The 21,917-nt window shown below is 71.9% G+C and carries 21 protein-coding genes; 3 read left to right on the top strand and 18 right to left on the bottom strand.

Going from position 1 to position 21,917, the window contains the following annotated elements; translation table 11 throughout:
- Nucleotides 1-91 precede the first annotated feature (91 nt).
- From ACZ45Z_RS14430 to ACZ45Z_RS14375, 12 genes are all read right to left on the bottom strand, one after another.
- On the bottom strand, nucleotides 92-400 hold the full coding sequence (locus ACZ45Z_RS14430) for a DUF2469 domain-containing protein (RefSeq protein ID WP_003980220.1): 309 nt from the start codon (nucleotides 398-400) through the stop codon (nucleotides 92-94).
- Between the two features lie 38 nt (nucleotides 401-438).
- Nucleotides 439-969, bottom strand: a complete 531-nt coding sequence (locus ACZ45Z_RS14425; protein ID WP_468361503.1) for an NUDIX hydrolase — start codon at nucleotides 967-969, stop codon at nucleotides 439-441.
- Nucleotides 962-1,690 (bottom strand): signal peptidase I, encoded by a 729-nt coding sequence (lepB, locus tag ACZ45Z_RS14420; RefSeq protein WP_468361501.1) that lies wholly within the window; start codon nucleotides 1,688-1,690, stop codon nucleotides 962-964. Before lepB (ACZ45Z_RS14420) ends, ACZ45Z_RS14425 begins: the two co-directional genes overlap by 8 nt.
- Before the next feature lie 54 nt (nucleotides 1,691-1,744).
- A complete protein-coding gene (lepB, locus tag ACZ45Z_RS14415; RefSeq protein WP_468361498.1) occupies nucleotides 1,745-2,518 on the bottom strand; it encodes a signal peptidase I in 774 nt (257 codons plus the stop codon).
- Nucleotides 2,519-2,609: 91 nt separating this feature from the next.
- Nucleotides 2,610-3,674, bottom strand: coding sequence for a signal peptidase I (lepB, locus tag ACZ45Z_RS14410; RefSeq protein ID WP_468361495.1), 1,065 nt, complete (start codon nucleotides 3,672-3,674; stop codon nucleotides 2,610-2,612).
- Nucleotides 3,667-4,431: a signal peptidase I gene (gene lepB, locus ACZ45Z_RS14405; protein WP_468361493.1), complete on the bottom strand. Its 765-nt coding sequence runs from the start codon at nucleotides 4,429-4,431 to the stop codon at nucleotides 3,667-3,669. Before lepB (ACZ45Z_RS14405) ends, lepB (ACZ45Z_RS14410) begins: the two co-directional genes overlap by 8 nt.
- Nucleotides 4,432-4,527: 96 nt before the next feature.
- Entirely contained in the window at nucleotides 4,528-4,875 is a 348-nt protein-coding gene (rplS, locus tag ACZ45Z_RS14400) for a 50S ribosomal protein L19 (protein WP_468361490.1), read from the bottom strand.
- A gap of 132 nt (nucleotides 4,876-5,007) precedes the next feature.
- Complete coding sequence (trmD, locus tag ACZ45Z_RS14395) at nucleotides 5,008-5,817, bottom strand: tRNA (guanosine(37)-N1)-methyltransferase TrmD (RefSeq protein ID WP_468361487.1); 810 nt, start codon at nucleotides 5,815-5,817, stop codon at nucleotides 5,008-5,010.
- Nucleotides 5,817-6,362 (bottom strand): ribosome maturation factor RimM, encoded by a 546-nt coding sequence (gene rimM, locus ACZ45Z_RS14390; protein ID WP_468361484.1) that lies wholly within the window; start codon nucleotides 6,360-6,362, stop codon nucleotides 5,817-5,819. Before rimM ends, trmD begins: the two co-directional genes overlap by 1 nt.
- Before the next feature lie 159 nt (nucleotides 6,363-6,521).
- Nucleotides 6,522-6,761 carry an RNA-binding protein gene (locus tag ACZ45Z_RS14385; RefSeq protein WP_003980229.1) on the bottom strand — a complete coding sequence of 80 codons (240 nt, stop codon included), beginning with the start codon at nucleotides 6,759-6,761 and terminating at the stop codon, nucleotides 6,522-6,524.
- Nucleotides 6,762-6,763: 2 nt separating this feature from the next.
- Complete coding sequence (rpsP, locus tag ACZ45Z_RS14380) at nucleotides 6,764-7,204, bottom strand: 30S ribosomal protein S16 (RefSeq protein WP_030080385.1); 441 nt, start codon at nucleotides 7,202-7,204, stop codon at nucleotides 6,764-6,766.
- Nucleotides 7,205-7,360: 156 nt separating this feature from the next.
- Complete coding sequence (locus ACZ45Z_RS14375; protein WP_468361479.1) at nucleotides 7,361-7,951, bottom strand: hypothetical protein; 591 nt, start codon at nucleotides 7,949-7,951, stop codon at nucleotides 7,361-7,363.
- A 577-nt stretch (nucleotides 7,952-8,528) separates the two neighbouring features.
- On the opposite strand from ACZ45Z_RS14375, the gene ACZ45Z_RS14370 reads away from it, so the two are divergent.
- On the top strand, nucleotides 8,529-9,383 hold the full coding sequence (locus tag ACZ45Z_RS14370; RefSeq protein WP_468361476.1) for a methyltransferase domain-containing protein: 855 nt from the start codon (nucleotides 8,529-8,531) through the stop codon (nucleotides 9,381-9,383).
- 127 nt (nucleotides 9,384-9,510) lie between these two features.
- Here ACZ45Z_RS14370 and ffh read toward each other — a convergent pair whose 3' ends face one another.
- From ffh to nsdA, 5 genes are all read right to left on the bottom strand, one after another.
- Nucleotides 9,511-11,061 (bottom strand): signal recognition particle protein, encoded by a 1,551-nt coding sequence (ffh, locus tag ACZ45Z_RS14365; RefSeq protein WP_468361473.1) that lies wholly within the window; start codon nucleotides 11,059-11,061, stop codon nucleotides 9,511-9,513.
- Nucleotides 11,062-11,177: 116 nt separating this feature from the next.
- Nucleotides 11,178-13,688: a [protein-PII] uridylyltransferase gene (locus ACZ45Z_RS14360; RefSeq protein ID WP_468361470.1), complete on the bottom strand. Its 2,511-nt coding sequence runs from the start codon at nucleotides 13,686-13,688 to the stop codon at nucleotides 11,178-11,180.
- 209 nt (nucleotides 13,689-13,897) lie between these two features.
- Nucleotides 13,898-14,236: a P-II family nitrogen regulator gene (locus ACZ45Z_RS14355; protein ID WP_468361467.1), complete on the bottom strand. Its 339-nt coding sequence runs from the start codon at nucleotides 14,234-14,236 to the stop codon at nucleotides 13,898-13,900.
- Nucleotides 14,233-15,585 (bottom strand): ammonium transporter, encoded by a 1,353-nt coding sequence (locus ACZ45Z_RS14350; protein ID WP_468361464.1) that lies wholly within the window; start codon nucleotides 15,583-15,585, stop codon nucleotides 14,233-14,235. Before ACZ45Z_RS14350 ends, ACZ45Z_RS14355 begins: the two co-directional genes overlap by 4 nt.
- A 311-nt stretch (nucleotides 15,586-15,896) precedes the next feature.
- The gene (nsdA, locus tag ACZ45Z_RS14345) at nucleotides 15,897-17,408 is read right to left on the bottom strand and encodes a transcriptional repressor NsdA (protein WP_468361461.1); all 1,512 of its coding nucleotides are present in this window, start codon (nucleotides 17,406-17,408) and stop codon (nucleotides 15,897-15,899) included.
- Between the two features lie 466 nt (nucleotides 17,409-17,874).
- Here nsdA and ACZ45Z_RS14340 point away from each other — a divergent pair, with 466 nt between their 5' ends.
- Nucleotides 17,875-18,543 carry a bifunctional DNA primase/polymerase gene (locus ACZ45Z_RS14340; protein ID WP_468361458.1) on the top strand — a complete coding sequence of 223 codons (669 nt, stop codon included), beginning with the start codon at nucleotides 17,875-17,877 and terminating at the stop codon, nucleotides 18,541-18,543.
- A gap of 212 nt (nucleotides 18,544-18,755) precedes the next feature.
- Here ACZ45Z_RS14340 and ftsY read toward each other — a convergent pair whose 3' ends face one another.
- Nucleotides 18,756-19,982, bottom strand: a complete 1,227-nt coding sequence (gene ftsY / locus ACZ45Z_RS14335; RefSeq protein ID WP_468361455.1) for a signal recognition particle-docking protein FtsY — start codon at nucleotides 19,980-19,982, stop codon at nucleotides 18,756-18,758.
- A gap of 412 nt (nucleotides 19,983-20,394) precedes the next feature.
- Here ftsY and ACZ45Z_RS14330 point away from each other — a divergent pair, with 412 nt between their 5' ends.
- A complete protein-coding gene (locus ACZ45Z_RS14330) occupies nucleotides 20,395-21,864 on the top strand; it encodes a purine-cytosine permease family protein (RefSeq protein ID WP_468361452.1) in 1,470 nt (489 codons plus the stop codon).
- Nucleotides 21,865-21,917: the final 53 nt, after the last annotated feature.

Raw genomic sequence — 21,917 nt, 5'->3', positions numbered from 1 at the left:
AGCCATGGGTGCGCCCCAAGGTCGGCCATCCCCAGCCGCCACCCGCGACCGCGACCACGACCACGACCACGACCACGAAGCGTTACCGAACTCAGCTCCCCGGAAGATCCAGATCGCTCTTGTTGAGCTCCTCGATGTTCACGTCCTTGAACGTCAAGACCCGCACCTGCTTCACGAAGCGAGCGGGGCGGTACATGTCCCATACCCAGGCGTCGGCCATCGAGACCTCGAAGAAGACCTCGCCCTGGACGGAGTGCACCTGCATCTCGTAGTCGTTGGTGAGGTAGAAACGTCGCTCGGTCTCGATCACGTATTTGAACAGCCCGACGACGTCGCGGTACTCCCGGTAGAGCTTCAGCTCCATCTCGGTCTCGTACTTCTCGAGGTCCTCGGCGCTCATGGCAGATCCCCTTCAGCCGTGCGTCCCCCTATTGTGCGTCAGGCTCGCTCGGTCTCCAGGAGGACCGGCGCACTTGGGGGCCCTTCGTCGAGCAGCCTGCGCAGCAGCTCGACGAGTCTGGTCGGATACACCGTCTCATGCGCGGCGGACAGTTCCTCCAAAGTCCACCACCTCAGTCCCGAGACGCTGCGCCGTTCCAGGTCCGTGTGCCCGGCGGTGTGGGTCGCAGTCCGGTCCGTCCGGCCCAGGTAGTACCACTCGTCCTGCTCCCAGCGCCGCCCGTCGAAGGGAAAGGAGCAGCGGCGTTTCCACAGGACGGGGCCGAGGACGGCGTCGGTGAGACCGGTTTCCTCGACGAGTTCGCGGCGGGCCGCCGCTTCGCGGGTCTCGGTGCCTTCGAGGCCGCCGCCGGGGGTGAACCACCAGGTCTCGGAGGGGCGGCCGGGTTCGAAGCCGTGGAGGAGAAGGATCCGGTCGTCGGGGTCGAGCAGCACCACGCGAGCCACCTGGCGCACCTCGACCGGCCCGTCGGCGACGTCCGCCGAGCCCTCTCCCGTCACGTCACCCACGCCTCCGCCCCACCCGCCGGGCGAGCGGCCCGTAAGCGGCGCCCCCCAGGACGAGGACGGCGCCGGCCGCGACGGCGAAGGTGATGGGGCGGATCGGGCCGGGCTGGGAGGTGCCGCCGGGCAGGGCGGCGAAGGCGGCGGGGCGGTGCATCATGCCGACGCTGCCCAGTGGCCAGGCGCGGGCGTCCACGCGGGCCTGGACGGCGGTGCGCGGTACGGCGCCGTGGTCGCCGTCGGTGAGGTGGACGCGGGAGTCGAGGGAGTCGCCTCGGTGGTCGCCCAGGAGGAAGAGCTGGCCGGTGGGGACGGTGGCTTTGAAGCCGGTCGGCGAGGCCGGGCCGTCGCTGCGCAGATACGGTTCCTCGACGGGGGTTCCGTTGATGGTCAGGCGGCCTTCCTTGGTACAGCAGGCGACCTTGTCGCCGCCGACGCCGACGACGCGCTTGACCATGGGCAGGGTGCCCCAGACGGCGTCCTCGAAGACGACGACGTCGCCGCGGCGTATCTGGGAGCCGTCGACCCTCTCGGCCAGGACCCGGGCTCCGGCTTCGATGGTCGGGGCCATCGAGTCGGTGGGGACCGTGTACGGGCGGTAGATCAGTGCTCCCCACACGAAGCCGCCCAGGAACAGTGCACAGCCGACGGCCACGGCCAGACCGGACAGCACACTGCCCGTGGTCCGGCCGCGGCCGTCGGTCCTGCGTCGCGTCGTGCTGCTCATCCCAGCGCTCCCACCCCGCGGGCCCGGCCCGCGTCGAAGATCTGGGACGGCACCCTACCTGGGGGTACGTTCCGCGGTCAGCCTCCGGCGGCGCCACAGCACGATCGGCACCGCGCCGGCCAGGCCCAGGGCGGCCGGCGCGGCCGCCGTCGCCTGGTTGATGCCGGGCTGGTCGAAGGTGTCGGGCACCGGCAGGGTGGCCCAGCGGTTGAGCGGCCAGGCGACGGTGAAGGCGCGGCCGACGACCTTTTCGACCGAGACGGTGCCGTTGCCCTTGAGGTTTTGGTGGTAGCGGGAGTCGAGGGAGTCGTCGCGGTGGTCGCCCATGACCCAGATGCGGTCCTTCGGCACGTGGATGGGTCCGAACGGCCGGTCACCGCAGGGCGTGGCGCCGGGGAAGACGTAGGAGTCCTCCTTGAGGGCCTTGCCGTTGACCTTGACCGGGCCGGTGCCCTGGCATTCGACCGTGTCGCCGCCGACCGCGATGACCCGCTTGATCAGGTCCTTCTCCTCGGACGAGGGCATCAGGCCGATGAAGCTGAGGACGTTTTGGATGACGTTGGGCTCGGGGGTGGGCGTCTCGTTGAGCCAGCCGCCCGGGTCGTGGAAGACGACGACCTCGCCGCGCTCGGGTGTCGACCCGAACCACGGTGTCAGTTTGTCGACCAGGACCCGGTCCCCGCGCTGCAGGGTGTCCTGCATGGAGTCGGACGGGATGGAGAACGCCTGCACCAGGAACGTCTTGATCAGCAGGGCGAGGAGGAGCGCGATGCCGATGAGGATCGGCAGCTCTTTCCAGAAGGCGCGCGGCTTCTTGCCCTGCTTCACGCTGCCGCTGCCCTCCTCGTCCGCTGCCGTTTCCGGCTGTGTTGGCCGCTGCGCCTGCGGCTGGTGCACGGAACTCGCCGCGGGCTGGGCGTCACCGTGTCCCGCCGGCTCTTCGGGCTCTTCCGTTCCGGACCGCGCGCCGACCGCCAAGTCCCCCACATCCGCTCCTCACTCCACGCTTTCGCCCACCCGTCAGTCGGTGCAGGCCCACCACTCCCATAACGAGCGGGAGTTCCGCAGGGGTCGGGAGTACGGTCAAACTCTCGGAGGACACCCTATGCGGGGCCGCGGCGCCGGACGCCTTGGCGCCCGGCGCGTCGCGCACGGTTGCGAAGGTGTCGGGCTCGTCGAGGTGGCGCCAGTGGCTGAACGGCCAGGCGATCACCACGGCCCGGCCGACGACGTTTTCCTCCGAGACGGTGCCACGGTACGGCTCGTCCAGGTGGAAGCGCGAATCGGCGGAGTCCGAGCGGTGGTCGCCCATGACGAAGATCCGTCCGGTGGGGACGTTGACGGTGAACTTGAGCTGGGAGGGCGGGTTGCCCGGGTGGACGTACGGCTCGGTGAGCGGTACGCCGTTGACGGTGACGCGGCCCTGCTTGTCGCAGCATTTGACGGTGTCGCCGCCGACGCCGACCACCCGTTTGATGAGGTCCTGTTCGTCGGCCGAGGGCAGCAGGCCGATGAAGGTCATGAATTCCTTGAACTGTTTGACGCCCGCCGGGTCCTGCGCCGGGCGTTCGCCGGGGGGCAGCCATTTCCCGGGGTCCTTGAAGACGACGACGTCCCCGCGTTCGGGTGTGGAACCGAACCAGGGGGTGAGTTTGTCGACGAGCACCCGGTCGCCGATCTTGATCGTCTGCTCCATGGAGCCGGACGGGATCACGAACGCCTGCACCAGGAACGTCTTCAGCACCAGGGCGATGGCCAGGGCCACGCCTATGAGGATGGGGATTTCCTTGATGTAGGAGCGGCGCCTGCGGCGTTTGATGCGCCGGGCCTGGCGTCGTCGCTCGGCGCGCCCGCCGGTCGCCGGGCGGCGGGGCCGTGCGCCCGTGGTGTCGTCGCCCGGCTCCCCGGGGGCGCCGGTGTCGGGGCGGGGCGGTGGCGCGGTGGCGGTGCGCTGCCCGTGGCGGGGCCGTCCTCGGTTACCCATGGGTCCCTGCCGGGGCGGGTATGCCGTCGAAGGAGCGCGGCCGGTCCAGGGTGGTCCAGCGGCTGACCGGCCAGGTGATCCAGTCGGCGCGGCCGATGACCTTGTCGACGGGCACGGTTCCGCCGCCCGCTTCCCCGAGGTGGTCGCGCGAGTCGCGGGATCTGGCACGGTGGTCGCCCATCACCCACAGCTTTCCCTCGGGGACCTCGATGTCGAACTCGACGGCGGACGGCGCGTCGCCCGGGTGGAGATAGCCCTCGGTCACGGGTTCACCGTTCACTTCGATCCGCCCCCGTTTGTCGCAGCAGGTCACACGGTCGCCGCCGATGCCGACGACGCGCTTGACGAAGTCGGTCTCGGCGGGCCGGGCCAGTCCCAGCGCCGCGCCGGCCCCGCGCAGCAGGGCCGTGACGGGATTCTCCCCCGGCTCGCTGTGAACGAACGACCCGGTGCCGTCGAAGACCACGATGTCGCCTCTGCGGGGCGCGTCGCCGAAGCGGTAGGCCAGCTTGTTGACCAGTACCCGGTCGTCGATCCGCAGGGTGTTCTCCATGGAGGAGCTGGGGATCAGGAAGGGCTGCGCGACGAAGGCGCTGAGCAGCAGTGCGAAGGCCAGGCAGAGGGCGAGGAGCGTGAGGGGGCGGCGCGGGGTCAGGGCCGGGCGGCCGGGGAAACGCGCGGAGCGCGACCTCTGCTCCGGCCCCTGTGCGGGGGCGGGAGAGTGGTCGCGCTCCGAGTGCTGTGCGTCGTTGTCCATCGGGCCCTGAGCCTAGCGGGCCGGGTCCGGGCGCCGGACGCGCGCGTGGCTTTGCGTTGCCCGGGCGCTAAAAATCGCGGTCCGGGCGGGCGCGGCTTACTTGTCGCGCTTCTCCTTGATCTTCGCGGCCTTGCCGCGGAGGTCACGGAGGAAGTACAGCTTGGCGCGGCGGACGTCACCGCGGGTCACGACCTCGATCTTCTCGACGATCGGGGTGTGCACCGGGAAGGTGCGCTCCACGCCGACGGAGAAGCTGACCTTGCGGACCGTGAAGGTCTCGCGGACGCCGGCGCCCTGGCGGCGGATGACAACGCCCTTGAACTGCTGCACACGGGAGCGGTTGCCCTCGATGACGCGGACGTGGACGTTGATGGTGTCACCCGGGCGGAAGGCCGGGATGTCGCTGCGCAGCGATGCGGAGTCGACGGTGTCGAGAAGGTGCATGACCTACTGCTTTCTTCGCTGATGCCACAGGTCATCAACGGGATGTCGGAATGATGTCTCGGATGCCGTTCCGTCGGGCGGGCGTCGTTCCCCCTGTGGCAGGGGCGCGCGCCGGACGCACACAGCAGCGGCCTATTCTTCCACGTCCGCGGTGCTGCGCCCAAATCGGCCGTCGGGGCCGGCGGACCAGCCCAGTGCGGCGAGGATCGCGCGGTCGTGTTTGTCGAAGGCGGCGGGGTCGGCGCGTTCGATGAGGTCGGGGCGCAGGCGGGCGGTGCGGCGGAAGGCTTCGTCGCGGCGCCAGCGGGCGATCTTGCCGTGGTGGCCGCTGAGCAGGACGTCGGGGATGGTGCGGCCGCGCCACTCGGGGGGCTTGGTGTAGACGGGGCCTTCGAGGAGGTCGGCCATCGCGCCGGGGGCGAAGGAGTCGTCCTGGTGGGAGGCGGCGTTGCCGAGGACGCCGGGCAGCAGCCGGGCGATGGCCTCGACCATGACCAGGACGGGGGCTTCGCCGCCGGCCAGGACGTAGTCGCCGATGGAGACCTCGCGCACGTCGAGGCGTTCGGCGTAGTCGTCGATGACGCGGCGGTCGATGCCTTCGTAGCGGGCGGGGGTGAACACCAGCCAGGGCTTGGCGGAGAGTTCGACGGCGAGTTGCTGGGTGAAGGGCTCGCCGCTGGGGGTGGGGACGATGATCACCGGCTCGCCGTCGCCGGAGGCGAGGGCGTCGTCGAGCGCCTCGCCCCACGGTTCGGGTTTCATGACCATGCCGGGGCCGCCGCCGTAGGGCGTGTCGTCGACGGTGTTGTGCTTGTCGTGTGCCCAGTCCCGCAGGTCGTGGATGCGGACGTCGAGCTGTCCGCGGGCGCGTGCCTTGCCGACGAGGGAGACGTTCAGCGGTTCGAGGTATTCGGGGAAGATCGTGACGACGTCGAGGCGCATCAGGTGTCCTCGCGCTGGGAGGCGACCTCGGCCTGGCTGTCGTCGAGGAGGCCGGGGGGCGGTTCGATGACCGCGCGCTGCTCTTCGAGGTCGATCTCGGGGACGATCTCGGCGACGAAGGGGATCATGACGTCGCTGCCGTCGGGCCGCTTGACGATGAGCAGGTCCTGGTAGGGCAGGTGGGAGACCTCGGCGATCCGGCCGACGGGGGTGCCGTCGCGGGTGACGACGTCGAGGTCGATGAGCTGGTGGTCGTAGAACTCCTCGGGGTCCTCGGGGACATCCTCGGGGTCGACCTCGGCGATCAGGAGGGTGTTGCGCAGGGCTTCGGCGGCCGTGCGGTCCTTGACGCCTTCGAAGCGCAGCAGCAGGCGGCCGCTGTGGACTCGGCCGGTCTCGATGGTCAGCGGTCCGGCGGAGGACGGCTCGGTGGTGAGGACGGCTCCGGGGGCGAGCCGCAGTTCGGGCTCGTCGGTGCGTACCTCTACGGTGACCTCGCCCTTGATGCCATGGGCGCGGCCGATCCGCGCGACTACGAGCTGCACGCTTGGCTCCTCTTCGCGGCTGGGCCGCCGCCGCTTTCGGTGGTGAAGACGTTCGTGGGTCGGTGATCGGGGACGGGGGATCGTCGGGGGTGATCACAGACGAGCTCGGGCCGGGGACGACCCGTGGGCCCTCCCCGGCCCGAGCCGGTGTTCAACTGCTCAGCGGACCTGGTCCACGTCGACGAGGTCGACGCGGATGCCCCGTCCGCCGATGGCGCCCACGACGGTCCGCAGGGCGCGGGCGGTGCGGCCGTTGCGGCCGATCACCTTGCCGAGGTCGTCGGGGTGGACCCGGACCTCCAGCACGCGCCCGCGGCGCAGGGTGCGCGAGGCTACCTGCACGTCGTCGGGGTTGTCGACGATGCCCTTGACGAGGTGCTCGAGGGCTTCCTCGAGCATGCTCAGGCCTCGGTCGACTCGGAGGTGGACTCGGCCGCAGCCTCGTCCGCCTTCTTGTCAGCCTTCTTCGCCTTCGGGGTGATGGCCTCACCCTTCGGCTCGTTGCCGGAGTCCTTGGCCGCGGCCTCGAAGAGGGCGCGCTTGTCGGCCTTGGGCTCGGCGACCTTCATGGGCGCCGGGGCCGGCAGACCCTTGAACTTCTGCCAGTCGCCGGTGACCTTGAGGATGGCCATGACGGGCTCGGTCGGCTGCGCGCCGACGCCGAGCCAGTACTGGACACGCTCGGAGTCGACCTCGATGCGCGAGGGGTTCTGCACCGGGTGGTACAGGCCGATCTCCTCGATGGCCCGGCCGTCACGGCGGGTACGGGAGTCGGCGATGACGATGCGGTAGTGAGGCGCGCGGATCTTGCCCAGACGCTTCAGCTTGATCTTGACTGCCACGGAAGTGGTGTCTCCTGGTCTTGACGTGGTTGGGCACAACGGGATGCCACGTGGGGTTGCGGTACTCGGGGTGCCCGATGGACGCGTCAGCCGGAGGAGAGAGGGGTCCTATGCGACTGTCGAGTACAGCTAGCCATTGTGCCACACGCCGTGCGGTCAACCGACCGCGGCTACTTCGGGGATGCGGAAGGGTTTGCCACAGCCCCCGCAGACGATCGGCGCCTGGGCCAGGACCGAGGGGACGACGCGGACGTTGCGTCCGCAGTCGCAGACGGCCTTGACGCGGACGCCGCCTCCGGAGGAGCCGTGCCGGGCGGCCGGGCCGCGGAAGCTGCGGGCGGTGTCGGTGGCGGTGGCGGCGGTGTGGGCCTTGAGTGCTCTGGCGAGCCGTTCGATGGTGGGGCGGTAGCGCCTTCTGGCTTCGGGGTTGAGCGTGACCAGGGAGAAACCGCTGCTGGGATGCGGCTCGTCGGTGTGGTCCAGGCCCAGTTCCTCGGCGATCGCCAGGAATCGGCGGTTGTGGTAGCGGCCTGCCCGGGAGGTGTCACGGATGCCGCGGGCGGCGGCGATGCCGTGGACGGCCTCGTGGAGCAGCCGTTCGAAGGAGAGCTCGGCGCCACAGGCGGACGAGGACTCTCCGATCAGGGACTCGGGCGCGGCCAGGTCCGGCAGCTCGGGGTGGTGCCGTTGAATATCGGCCCACGCGAGCGCCAGCTCGGCGGCGAGAACAGGCGGTGTCGTGCTCACGTCGTGACAACGAGCCGGGGCGTCCCCGTGTTCCGATTCCGGGGCATCTCAAATAATTTGCACGTACCAGTCAGTTTCCGGTCATGAGTTATGGCGGGGGCGCGGTGCGCCGATCTGCGCAGAAGGCGCCCAGCGGCCCGCAAGCCGGTACGTATGCCCGCGTACGCCGCACGGCGTAGCGCGGTCGTATACGGCGTAATGATCTTCGCGGTGATGTTACCGCCGGTATCCGGGGTCTCCGGGCCGGGACCCGGCCTCCGGGGAAGGCCCTCGACCCGCGCCGCGTCGTTGCGGACCACCCCCGCATACCCACCGTAGGCTCCCCGGACACCGGCGGCCGTGCGGCAGCGGCAGTGGCGGGGCTGGCGTGGCGGATCCGCGCGAGCCGGGGCACCCTGGAACGGCGATCCAGGGAGCGGCCCCGGCGCACACGGGGGCGCGCGGGAGACAACCCCGGCGCAACCCCTGGACGCCCGGACAGATGCGCAGTTGTGTGGAACGGGGCGCACAACGCGCCGATACGGGGGCGATCGGCACTGAACAGCTTCGGGTTCTTCGGCGAAAAGGGGCGCTTTCGATGTCACCCACGCTCGTACGGCACCACCTTCCGAACTCCGGACCCATGGGTTCCGAGGACCTTTCCGCCGCGGCCGGCGCCAGGGCCCGCGCTCGTGACTGGGCCGAGATCCAGGAGCGCATGCTGGTGCCGCTCTACGAGGCGGCTTACGACCGTTTGGGTGTCGGTGTCGGCACCCGGCTGCTGGGATTGGGCTGCGGCTCGGGGCTGGCGCTGTTGCTCGCCGCGGCGCGGGGCGCTCAGGTCAGCGGTGTGGACGCGGACGAGTGCCGGCTGGAGCTGGCCCGGGAGCGGCTGACGCCGGACGGCCGGCCGGAGGTCACCCGGATGGTCAGCGGCGGGCTGGAGGAGGCGGCGGCCGAGGGCGCGCCGTTCACCGTGGTCACCGCGTTCCATCCGGTGGGCTGTGTGAGCACCGTGGAGGGGCTGACGGCGTCGCTGACGGCGGCGGCCGGCCTGTCCGAGCGGGGCAGCGCGGTGGTGCTGGGGGGCTGGGGCCCGGTGGAGCGCTGCGCGACGGCCGGGGTGCTGCGGGTGGCGCAGCGGCTCGCGGATCCGCTGCGGACGGCGGGTGGCTGGCGGCCCAGTGGGCGCGACGACCTGGAGGAGCTGGCGGACCGGGCCGGGTTGCGGCCGGACGGTTCGGGGCGGGTGGCGTGCCCGTTCGGGTACGCGGATGTGGCGAGCGCGGTGCGCGGGCTGCTGTCGACGGGGTTGTTCGACGCGGCGCTGGAGGTGGCCGAGCGGCGGCAGGTGGAGAAGGAGCTCGGTGAGGCGCTGCATCCGCATCAGCGGGCGGACGGGACGGTGTGGATGCCGAACGTGTTCCGGTATCTGATCGCCCGCACCCAGTAGCGGTGGGCGTGGTGGCCGTGGCGGGGTAGGTGTGGGTGGCGCCCTGTCCGGCGGCGTGGCGCCGGTGTGAACGACAGCGAGCCCCCGGCCGTGCGTGGCCGGGGGCTCGCTGTCGTGTTGCCGGGGGTCAGCCCATGAACTTCTTGAACTCTTCGGGGAGTTCGAAGTTCTGCGGCTCCTGGCCGGGCTGGGGCAGGCCGAGCGGGTTGGCGCCCTGGCCGGCCTCGCGGCGGGCGGCCGCGGCCTCTTCCTCGGCCTTGCGCTTCATGGGGTTGCCGCTCTTGCGCTTGCCCTTGGCCTGCTTGACCTGCTTCTTCTTCTTGGCTCCGCCGCCACCCATGCCGGGCATCCCCGGCATGCCGGGCATGCCGCCGCCCTGGGCCATCTTCGACATCATCTTGCGGGCCTCGAAGAACCGCTCGACGAGGTTCTTGACGGTGCTGACGTCGACGCCGGAGCCCTTGGCGATGCGGGCGCGGCGCGAGCCGTTGATGATCGTCGGTTCGTGGCGCTCGGCCGGTGTCATCGACTTGATGATGGCGGCGGTGCGGTCGACCTCGCGCTCGTCGAGGTTGTTGATCTGGTCCTTCATCTGGCCCATGCCGGGCAGCATGCCGAGCAGCTTGGAGATGGAGCCCATCTTGCGGACCTGCTCCATCTGGGCGAGGAAGTCGTCGAGCGTGAATTCCTTGGGGCCCTTTTGGAGCTTGGCCGCCATCTTCTCGGCCTCGGCCTGGCTGAAGGTCTGCTCGGCCTTCTCGATGAGCGAGAGCATGTCGCCCATGCCGAGGATGCGGGACGCCATGCGGTCCGGGTGGAACGCGTCGAAGTCGTCCAGCTTCTCGCCGTTGGAGGCGAACATGATCTGCTTGCCGGTGACGTGCGCGATGGACAGCGCGGCGCCACCGCGGGCGTCACCGTCGAGCTTGGAGAGGACCACGCCGTCGAAGCCGACGCCGTCGCGGAAGGCCTCGGCGGTGTTGACCGCGTCCTGGCCGATCATCGCGTCGACGACGAAGAGGACCTCGTCGGGGCTGACGGCGTCGCGGATGTCCGCGGCCTGCCGCATCAGTTCCTGGTCGATGCCCAGGCGGCCGGCGGTGTCGACGATGACGACGTCGTGCTGCTTGCCGCGGGCGAATTCGAGGGAGTCCTTGGCGACCTTGACGGGGTCGCCGACGCCGTTGCCGGGCTCGGGCGCGTAGATGGCGACGCCGGCGCGCTCGGCGACGACGGAGAGCTGGTTGACGGCGTTGGGGCGCTGGAGGTCGCAGGCGACGAGCAGCGGGGTGTGGCCCTGCCCCTTGAGCCAGCGGCCGAGCTTTCCGGCGAGGGTGGTCTTGCCCGCGCCCTGGAGGCCGGCGAGCATGATGACGGTCGGCGGGGTCTTGGCGAAGCGCAGGCGGCGGGTCTCGCCGCCGAGGATGCCGACGAGCTCCTCGTTGACGATCTTGATGACCTGCTGGGCGGGGTTCAGCGCCTGGGAGACCTCGGAGCCGGTGGCGCGCTCCTTGACCTGCTTGATGAAGGCGCGCACCACGGGGAGTGCGACGTCGGCCTCGAGCAGGGCGATACGGATTTCGCGCGCCGTGGCGTCGATGTCCGCCTCGGAGAGGCGGCCCTTGCCCCGGAGGTTTTTGAAGGTACTCGCCAGGCGGTCGGAAAGCGTATCGAACACGGCGGTCGTCGATCCTCGGGGTCGGGGGCGGAGACAATCGCCTCCTAGGGTATCCGGCCGGGCAAGCGTGCCACCGCTGCCCGCCGGTACGGGGGCAGCGGGCGGGGTGGGCGCGGTTATTCCAGGGTGGTCTGGACCCGGCGGGCGACGGCGGCGGCCCGGTCGCCGGGCAGGGGGTTTCCCTGGGTGTCGGTGACGTAGAAGGCGTCGACCGCGTCGGCTCCCAGGGTGCTGATATGGGCGCTGCGGACGGTGACGCCGCAGTCCTCCAGGGCGCGGCCGATGCGGTGGAGCAGGCCGTGGGCGTCGTGGGCGCGGACCTCGATGACGGTGGCGGTGCGGGAGGTGCCGGGGGCGACGCTGACGCGGGGCGGCGGGGCGAGGGCGGCGCGGGAGCGGCGGGCGTAGGCGCGTTCACGTTCGGCGAGGCGGGCGGGGACGTCGAGGGTGCCGTCGAGGGCGCGCAGGAGGTCGGCGCGCAGGCGTACGGCCTGGGGCAGTGAGCCGTATTCGGCGGCCACCCGCCAGCTCAGGAGGAGGACCGGGCCGTCGCCGAGGGGGTCGAGGGCGCGCAGGTCGGCGGCGCGGACGGTGAGGCGGTGCAGGGCGAGGACGCCGGCCGCGGCGGCGAGGACGCCCGGCTGGTCGGGGACGGCGATGAGGAGTTCGACGCCGACCGGTTCGGGGCCGGCGCCCGGGCCGTCGGTGTCGGCGGGGGCTTCGGGCCGGGGGGTGGCTTCGGGGCGGGTGTGCAGGGCGAGGACGGGGCCGCCGGTGCGGCGGGCCTCGATGGCCAGCCGTTCTTCCTCGGCGGTGGGCTGTTCGCTGTCGCGGGGGTCGGGGGCGGCTTCTCCGGCGAGCTGGGCCGCGACGCGTTTGACGAGGTCGGTGACGAGGGAGTCGCGCCAGGCGCTCCAGGCGGCGGGGCCGGTGGCGAGGGCGTCGGCTTCGGTCAGGGCGTGCAGGAGTTCGAGGGTGCCGGCGCTGCCGACGGCTTCGGCGACGGCGGCGACGGTGGCCGGGTCGTCCAGGTCGCGGCGGGTGGCGGTTTCGATGAGCAGCAGGTGGTGGCGGACCAGGGTGGCGATCACGGCGGTGTCGCGGGCGTCGAAGCCGAGCCGGGTGGCGAGGTCGCGGGCGATGGTCTCGCCGGCGACGCTGTGGTCGCCGGGCCAGCCTTTGCCCAGGTCGTGCAGGAGGGCGGCGATCAGCAGCAGGTCGGGGCGGTGGACGCGGCGGGTGAGGGCGGAGGCCCGGACGGCGGTTTCGACGAGGTGCCGGTCGACGGTCCAGGTGTGGACGGCGTTGCGCTGGGGGCGGCAGCGCACCCGTTCCCAGTCGGGCAGCAGCCGCGTGATGAGCCCTTCGGCTTCCAGGGATTCCCAGACCGGCACGGTGGAGGGGCCGGCGCCCAGGAGGGTGAGGAGTTGTTCGCGGGCCTCGGCGGGCCAGGGCACGGGCAGCGGCGGGGCGGCGGCGGCCAGGCGGCGGACGGCGTGCGGGGACAGGGGCAGGGCGGACTGGGCGGCCGCGGCGGCGGCGCGCAGGACCAGGACGGGGTCGCGTTCGGGGCGGGCGGTGCGCGCGAGGACGGCTTCGCCGTCGTGTTCGACGACGCCTTCGGCGAGCGGTGTGCGTTCCCCCTTGCCGGCGGTGCGGCCGTGCAGCAGGCCGCGCAGGCCGGCTTTGGCGGAGCGGGCGCGCAGGACCCGGCCCACTTCGCGCCAGGTGGTGTCGGCGGCGTAGGAGAGGGTGCGGGCGGCTTCGTAGACCTGGCGCAGCAGGGCGTCGGCGTCGAGGAGGCCGAGGGCGTCGGCCACCTGGTCCTGTTCCTGGAGGGCGAGCCGGTCGGTGGCGCGGCCGGTGACGAGGTGGAGGGCGTCGCGGGTGTCCAGGAGGCGGGTGCGGGCGGCTTCGAGGCCGCCGCGGGGGGCGTCAGCGAGCCAGGAGGCGGCGATGGCGCGCAGGGCGGTGGCGTCGCGCAGGCCGCCGCGGGCTTCCTTGAGGTCGGGTTCGAGGAGGTATTGCAGTTCGCCGTGCCGGTCGGCGCGGTCCTGGCACAGGGCGTGGAGTTCGGGCAGCCGTTGGGGGGCGCTTTCGCGCCAGTCGGCGTAGGCGGCGGTGCGCAGGGCGGCGGTCAGGTCCGGGTCGCCGGCCAGGTGGCGGGCGTCGAGGAGGCCGAGTTGCACCTTGAGGTCGTCGCGGGCGGCCTGGCGGGCCTCGGGGAGGGTGCGTACGGAGTGGTCGAGGTCCAGGCCGAGGTCCCACAGGGGGTACCAGAGGTGGTCGGCGAGGGCGGCGACGGCTTTGGCGGGGGCGCGTCCGTCGTGCAGGAGGAGCAGGTCGAGGTCGCTGCGGGGGGAGAGTTCGCCGCGGCCGTAGCCGCCGACGGCGACGAGTGCGGCGCCCGGCAGGCGGGGGGCGGCGCCGGCGAGGAGGGTGGCGAGCCAGTCGTCGGTCAGCCGGGCGAGGGCGGCGCGGCGTTCGGGGCCGGCGGGCGCGTCGTCCTGGAGGAGCCGCAGCCGGGCGGCGGCGTAGCCGCTGTGGGGGGTGGGGTCGCTCTCCGGGGCGGGGTGCGGGGCGGGCGCGGGGGCCTGACCCGTGGTGTCCTCGACGCTCTCCGTCAACGCGGGCGCTCCTTGGTCGTGTCGTCCCCCGCCGTCGCCGTCGCCCCTGCCGTCACCGTTGTCCCTGGTGTCAGTGTGGGCCGCCGCGGGGTGGGCGGCCATGCGGCGCGGGGGCGGCGGGTGGCCGGTGGGGCCGGTCCGGCCGCGGCGCGGGTGCGGAGGTGCCGCACGCGGGTCGCGGCCGGACCGGCCGCCGGTGAGTCAGCGCGTCACAGGGCGTCCGGGCCCCGTTCGCCGGTGCGGACGCGGACCGCCTCGTCGACGGGGACGCTCCACACCTTTCCGTCGCCGATCTTGCCGGTGCGGGCCGCCTTGACGACGACCTCCACGACCTCTTCGGCGTCGGCGTCCTCGACGAGGACCTCGATGCGGACCTTGGGCACCAGGTCGACGGTGTACTCGGCGCCGCGGTAGACCTCGGTGTGCCCGCGCTGCCGGCCGTAGCCGCTGGCCTCGGTGACGGTCAGGCCGTGTACGCCGGTCGCCTGGAGTGCGTCTTTGACCTCGTCCAGCCGGTGCGGCTTGATTACTGCCGTGATGAGCTTCACGCGTCCACCTTCTTTGTCAGTGCCTCGCCCAGTGCCGGGCCCTTGCGGGCGACGGTGCCGCCGCCCGCGCCGGTGAAGTCGTACGCCGTCTCGGCGTGCGCGGCCTGGTCGACGCCGGCCATTTCCTCGTCCTCGCTGACCCGGAAGCCCATCACCAGGTCGATGACCTTGGCAAGGACGAAGGAGACGATCAGGGAGTAGGCCAGGACCGCGCCCACGCCGATGGCCTGCTTGCCGAGCTGTTCGAGGCCGCCGCCGTAGAAGAGGCCCTTGGCCTCGCTCTGGACGCCGCCGGTGGCGAACAGGCCGATCAGCAGCGATCCGGCGACGCCGCCGACGAGGTGGACGCCGACGACGTCGAGGGAGTCGTCGTAGCCGAGCTTGTACTTCAGGCCGACGGCCATGGCGCACAGGACACCGGCGATGGCGCCGACCGCGATGGCGCCGAGGGGGCTGACCGCGCCGCAGGCCGGGGTGATCGCGACGAGTCCGGCGACCGCGCCGGAGGCGGCGCCCAGGGTGGTGAAGGAGCCGTGGCGCAGCTTTTCGTAGGCGAGCCAGCCGAGCATGGCGGCGGCGGTGGCGACCTGGGTGTTGACGAAGGCGACGGCGCCGATGCCGTCGTCGTTGCCGAGCCAGGAGCCGGCGTTGAAGCCGAACCAGCCGAACCACAGCAGGCCGGCGCCGAGCATCACCAGCGGCAGGCTGTGCGGGCGCATCGGGTCCTTCTTGAAGCCGATGCGCTTGCCGACGACGAAGATCACGCCGAGGGCCGCGGCGCCGGCGTTGATGTGGACGGCGGTGCCGCCGGCGAAGTCGATGACGCCCAGGTCGAAGAGCCAGCCGCCCTCGGCCCACACCCAGTGGGCGACGGGGAAGTAGACGACGGTGACCCACAGGGCGATGAACAGGGCCCAGGCGGTGAATTTCACGCGGTCGGCGAGGGCGCCGCTGATCAGGGCGGGGGTGATGACCGCGAACATGAGCTGGAAGACCGCGAAGACGTACACCGGGATGGTGCTGGCGCCCCACAGTTCCGTCAGGCCGAGGCCGCTGAGTCCGGCGTAGTCGCCGCTCCAGCCGATGATGCCGCCGCTGTCGGTGCCGAAGGCCAGGCCGAAGCCGTAGAGGACCCACAGGATGGTCACGATGCCCAGGCTGATGAAGCTCATCATCAGCATGTTGAGCACGCTCTTGACCCGGACCATGCCGCCGTAGAAGAAGGCGAGTCCGGGGGTCATGACCATCACCAGGGCGGAGCAGATGAGCATGAATCCGGTGTTGGCGGGGCTGAGTGTCACTTTCTCAGCCGCGAGGCCGTCTGCAAGCGTCAGGATGCCTGGGGGCATCGGCGTCTCCTCGTCGTCGATGCGGCCCGTGCGGGCATGTTTCTCTGGGCCGACTTCGCCATGAGGTTGTCGCAGCGTGGTTTCGGCCAAACCTTGGCGGTGTTTCGCGGCAGTGACGAAGGCGGCCCGAGTGTTACGCCCCGGTGAACTGCCTGGAGGGGGTGGCGCGGGTCGTTCAACGGGCCGAAACCGTCCGCGGCGGGGCCCGAAACGGCCCGGCCACGGCTGCCACCCGCGTGACCTGGCGTGGGGAAGCCGAGTCGGGCTGTACGGGGTGGTGGCCGTGGCCGGGGTCTGGTGGGCGGCGCGGGTCAGCCGGCCGCTGCGGCGGTTTCGGGGAGCTGGCGGGAGAGCTCGTCGCTCAGTTGGATCACCTCGGCGACGCCTTCGAATTCGCGCGCCGCGGTGTCGACGGTCTTGCGCAGCCTGGTGTTGACCCGCTCGGAGCGGACCTGCCGGGCGAAGGGGATCGCCTTCTGCGCCATTTCCGCGCACGCCTCGGGCTCCTTCTGCAGGAGCCGGACGGTGGCCATGCCGATGAGGTTGAGGGCGTAGGACCGCTGGTGTTCGGGGTCCTTGCCGAAGAGTTCCACGGCGCGCTCCATGACGGGCTCGGCGAGGGAGGCGTACGTGGGGCTGCGGCCGGCGACGTAGGCGAGGTCGCGGTAGGAGTGGGCGTTCTCGGCGTTGAGCTCGGCTTCGGAGAAGAAGCGGATCCAGTCCGGTTCGGGCTCGCCGGGCATGGTGTCGGAGAAGGTGTCCTCGGCCATCCGCACGGCCCGCTTGACCTTGCTGGGCTGTCCCATCCCGGCGTAGGCGCGGGCTTCCATCGCATACAACATGGCCTGGGTGCGGGGGGTGGCGCTCTCGCGGCTGCCGTACTGGGCGAGGTGGATGAGTTCCAGCGCGTCGTCGGGCCGGCCGAGGTGGATCATCTGGCGGCTCATGCTGGAGAGGATGTAGGAGCCCAGGGGGCGGTCGCCGGCCTCCTTGGAGGCGTGCAGGGCCAGGACGAAGTATTTCTGGGCGGTCGGCTGGAGGCCGATGTCGTAGCTCATCCAGCCGGCCAGTTCGGCGAGCTCGGCGGCGACCTTGAACAGGCGCTTGGTGACGGCTTCGGGCTGGGGCTCCTGGAGGAGGTCGGTGACTTCGTGGAGCTGGCCGACGACCGCCTTGCGGCGCAGTCCGCCGCCGCACTGCGCGTCCCACTGCCGGAACATCGCGGTGGTGGACTCCAGCAGGTCCAGTTCCGGTTTGGACAGCCGGGCGGGCCGCCGGGAGCGGTCGGCCTGCGCGCGGTCGCTTCCCTGGGGGGCGGGCACCGGCACGAGCCAGCGCTGCATCGGTTCGATGAGGCTGGGGCCGGCGGCGAGCGCCAGGGAGGTGCCGAGGAAGCCGCGGCGGGCCAGCATCAGGTCGCTGCGGGAGAACTCGCTGATGAGGCCGACGGTTTGGGGGCCGGCCCAGGGCAGGTCGACGCCGGAGACGGACGGGGACTGGTGTGCGGTGCGCAGTCCCAGTTCCTCGACGCCGACGACGCAGCCGAAGCGTTCGGAGAACAGCTCCGACAGGATCCGCGGGATGGGCTCGCGCGGCTGCTCGCCGTCGAGCCAGCGGCGGACGCGGGAGGTGTCGGTGCTGATGTGGTGGGCGCCCATCTGCCGCGCCCGGCGGTTGACCTGCCGGGCCAGTTCGCCCTTGGACCAGCCGCTGCGCATGAACCACGAACCCAACTGCGCGTTGGGTCGTTTGACGGCGTCCGAGCCGCCTGTGCTGCCGGAACCGGCGGTAGCGCCGTTGCCGCCCACTGGATACGCCCCCATCCCTGTAGTCGCCTCGCTGCGAACCTCCCACAGGATGCCGCCTGTTGCGACGCCTGTCCGGGCTACATCTACCCGAGCACGGTTTCCGGCCACACCTGGCGGGCGGTCCGGGAAGGGTGAGTTGCCACCGGCATACCCGTGCGAGTGATGCCTCTCCGGGGTTCGTGCACCGAAAGTAATCCTACGATCACGCCCCTCGCGAGGCCGATCGCGGAAACGCCACCATTCGCCACCCCTACGAATGAACTCCCCGGCATCCTCTCGCGATTGACTTGACACCGGCCACCAAGGGCCGGGCGGAGCGGAGTGTGCGAGGGCGTGCGCAGGGCCTCGCACCACCCGGTGTGCCGCAAGACGCCGCCGGTGGGGCCGGCCGCCGCGCGGGTCGCCGAGTGTCGCCGCGGCGGCGTTCCCCGTCCGGCCGTCGGCTCGTAACCACACATACGCACCACCCGTTGGAGGGGGCATGGGCTTCACGATCGGCGGCATCCGGGAGATCCGGTCCGGTTCACGGCGCCGCGCCCGGACGGCCGAGAGCACGGTGGTGGCGGAGTACACCGGCCTGTGGGGCTGGGACGTCGTCCCCGGTGCCCGCGCGGTGCGGTCGGGCAGCGGCCGCGCCGTCTGCTCGTGCGGGACCGCCGACTGTCCCGCGCCCGGTGCCCACCCCCTGGATTTCGGCCGGGAACTGGCGGCCGGCGCGACGCTGGAGGAGGCCGCGGCGGCCTGGGCCCGGACTCCGGGGGCCGCCGTCCTCCTCCCCGTGGGGCGGTGCTTCGACCTTCTCGACGTGCCGGAGGCGGCGGGCCGGGTGGCGCTGGCGCGCCTTGAACGCATGGGGCTGCCGCTGGGGCCGGTCGCGCTGGCCCCGACCGGCCGCGCGCTGTTCTTCGTCGCACCCGGCGCGGCCAAGGGACTGCCGGATCTGCTGTACCGGATGGGCTGGGACGACGCCGGTCTGGATCTGCGCCCGCTGGGCGACGGGGACCACCTGACCGCTCCCCCGTCCGATCTCGGCGGCCTCGGCCCGATGCGCTGGCTGCGCCCGCCCACCCTGGACACGGCCATGCGCCCGCCGCAGGCCCGGCTGCTGCTCGGCACGCTGGCGTACGTCTGCCACCGCTCCGGCTGCTGAGCGGGGCCTCGGCACGGCGTCGGCGGGGCGTTTCCGCCCGGCCCCGCGCTCGTCGCCCGGCACGGGCGGGCACCCGTTGAGCCCCCTGGATGACTGCCCAGAAATGCCGCCGGCTCCCGGTGCCCGCAGCGAGCGGGTGCCGGGAGCCGGGGACGGCCGGGGCCGGGAGCGGCGCGCCGGGCAGGTGACGGCCGGGCGCGGGCGGCGGGCGGTCAGTCGCCGATCAGGGCGTCGACGAACGCCTCGGGCTCGAACGGTGCCAGGTCGTCGGGGCCCTCGCCCAGGCCCACGAGCTTGACCGGGACGCCCAGCTCGCGCTGGACGGCGACGATGATGCCGCCCTTGGCGGTGCCGTCGAGCTTGGTCAGCACCACGCCGGTGATGTCGACGACCTCGGCGAACACCCGCGCCTGGACCAGGCCGTTCTGGCCGGTGGTGGCGTCCAGGACCAGCAGCACCTCGCCGAGCGGGCCGTGCTTTTCGACGACGCGCTTGACCTTGCCCAGTTCGTCCATCAGGCCGGTCTTGGTGTGCAGCCGGCCCGCGGTGTCGATGAGGACGACGTCGGCGGCCTCGGCGATGCCTTCCTTGACCGCGTCGTAGGCGACCGAGGCCGGGTCGCCGGCCTCGGGTCCGCGGACGGTGCGGGCGCCGACCCGTTCGCCCCAGGTCTGGAGCTGGTCGGCGGCGGCGGCGCGGAAGGTGTCGGCCGCGCCGAGGACGACGGACTTGCCGTCGGCGACCAGGACGCGGGCGAGCTTGCCGGTGGTGGTGGTCTTACCGGTGCCGTTGACGCCGACGACCATGACGATGCCGGGGATCTCCTCGCCGGCGGCGGACAGGCCGTTGCCGGTGTGCACGGTCCGGTCGGCGTCGGTGCCGATGAGGGTCAGGAGTTCCTCGCGGAGCAGTTCGCGCAGGCCCTCGGGCGTACGGGTGCCGAGGACCCTGACGCGCTCGCGCAGCCGGTCGACCAGTTCCTGGGTGGGGGCGACGCCGACATCGGCGGTCAGCAGGGTGTCCTCGATCTCCTCCCAGGTGTCCTCGTCGAGGTGCTCGCGCGAGAGCAGGGTCAGCAGGCCCTTGCCCAGGGTGTTCTGCGAACGCGAGAGGCGGGCGCGCAGCCGGACCAGGCGTCCGGCGGTCGGCTCGGGGACCTCGATCGCCGGGGCGGGCGCGGCCTCCGGTTCGGCGACCGGCGCCTCCGCCTCGGCGGTGGGCAGGACGACTTCTTCGATGGTGCGACGGGCTTCGTCGCTGGGGGCCTCGGCCTCCTCGCCGACGTGGGGCTCGGCGGGGGGCGCGGTGACGGAGGGCGGAGCGGGGGCGGCCGGCGGGGACGGCGGCAGTTGCTTCTTCTTGCGGCCGCTGATGACGAGCCCGCTGATCGCGCCGAGCGCGACCACGGCGATGACTACAGCAAGGATGACGGTTTCCATAACCCCTCCAGTATCAGTCACACGCCGTCGGCGGGGACGGCACGCGCGGACTTCGGGCGGGCCCCTCGATGAGACGCGGGTCTGGCGGCGGCGAGAGGCGCCTCTCACGGCCGGCCGAGGGCGGCCGCGGGCGCCGGGGCGGGGCGGCCACCGGGCGGGCGGGGGTGCGCGGCTCACTCGCGTACCTGGTCAGCGGGGCGCGGATGGATCGTCGGACGAGGGCGGGGCAGGCGGGTCCTCGTTGGCGAATCCAAGGGGACACACGGGCAGAAGTTGGATCAAAGTACGATGGTCTCCGGCCGCGCAACGCGCGTAGAGTCCTGGCAATCAAGCTGGCCGGGCACCACAGCCGCTGCCTGCACCCCCTCCCCGGGGGTGCCCCCCAGACCCCGCGCACGGAGACACCTGCACCATGGTCACCACGTCCGCTCCCGAAACCGAAGGCGCCGTCGAGACCCGAGGCATCGAGCCCGTCCCCGACGGCGAACGCCAGGGCCGCGTCCGCGAACTCTTCCCCACCTGGGTCGCCGCCAACATCAGCGTGCTGCTGCTCACCATGGGCGCCTCGCTCGTCGTCAACAACGGGCTGAACTTCTGGCAGGTCCTGCTGGTCGCCGCGATCGCCTCGGCCGTCGCCTTCGGCATGGTCGGCGTGCTGTCGGTCTCGGGGAAGTGGGGCGGAGCGCCCGGCGCGATGCTCTCCCGGGCCGCGTTCGGCGTCCGCGGCAACTACTTCCCCGGCGCGATCTTGTGGGTCGCCCGCTTCGGCTGGGAGACGATCAACGCGGTCACCGGCGCGTACGCCGTGCTGACGGTGCTGAACCTGCTGTTCGGCGTCCAGGGCAACAACGTCCTCGTCGTCGTGACCCTGCTCGCGTTCGTGGCCTGCACGTTCCTGGTGAGCGGCATGGGACGCAAGGCGCTCAACGTCTGCAACAAGTACTCCACGTATCTGTTCGGCCTGTTCAGCGTCATGGTGCTGGTCTACCTGGTCGCCACGATGGACTGGCAGGCGGTCTTCTCCAAGAAGGCCGGAACCACCGCCATGGTGATCGCGGGCGTCGGCACGATCGCGGCCGGCGGCATAAGCTGGGTGCCCACCGGCCCCGACTTCGCGCGCTACCTCCCACACTCCGCCTCCGGCAAGAAGATCGTCGGCGCCACCGTGTCCGGCGCGGCCCTGGTGCTGCTGCCGATGGTGCTGATGGGCGGCGTGATGGCCGTCTCCAGCCCGAAGCTGGCCGGGCAGAACACCGACCCGATGTCGTTCCTGGGCAGCATCCTGCCGATCTGGCTCGCGGTGCCGTATCTGGTCACGGCCCTGGTCGGAATGGTGCTGATCAACAGCCTGTCGATGTACTCCGCGGGCTTCACCGCGCAGACGATGGGCGTCAAGCTGCCGCGCGCCATGGCGGTCAGCATCAACGCCGTCATCAGCCTGGTCGGCGGCCTGTTCATGATGCTGGTGGCCAAGGACTTCATCGGCCAGTTCATCGCGTTCCTGACGCTGCTGGCGGTGTCCTTCTCCGCCTGGATCGGCGTCTACGGCATCGACATGGCCCGCCGCCGCGGCAAGGCGGTCCGCTACGACGCCGAGGGCCTGATGGACACCGGCCGCACCAGCCGCTACTGGTACGTCGGCGGTTTCTGCTGGCAGGCCATGACGGCGTGGGCGGTCGCCCTGGGCGCCGGCCTGTGCTTCACCAAGGTCCAGTGGTTCACCGGCCCGCTGGCCACCACCTGGATCGGCGAGAACGGCCTGGGCTGGGCGGCCACGATCCTGATCGCCGCGGTGGTCTTCGCGGTCCTGCCGGCGCCGAAGGAGACCGGCCCTGCCCTCGCCCCGGCGGCCGAGGCCAAGGAGCCCGTCGAGGTCGGCTGACCGCCGCGCCGGCGGACGGGCCCGTCCCGTCACCGCCCTGCCGTCACCGCCCT

The organism is Streptomyces sp. NPDC031210 (assembly GCF_055570395.1).
Note: the sequence above shows the minus strand (reverse complement) of the source record. Positions and strands in the feature narration are given on the sequence as shown.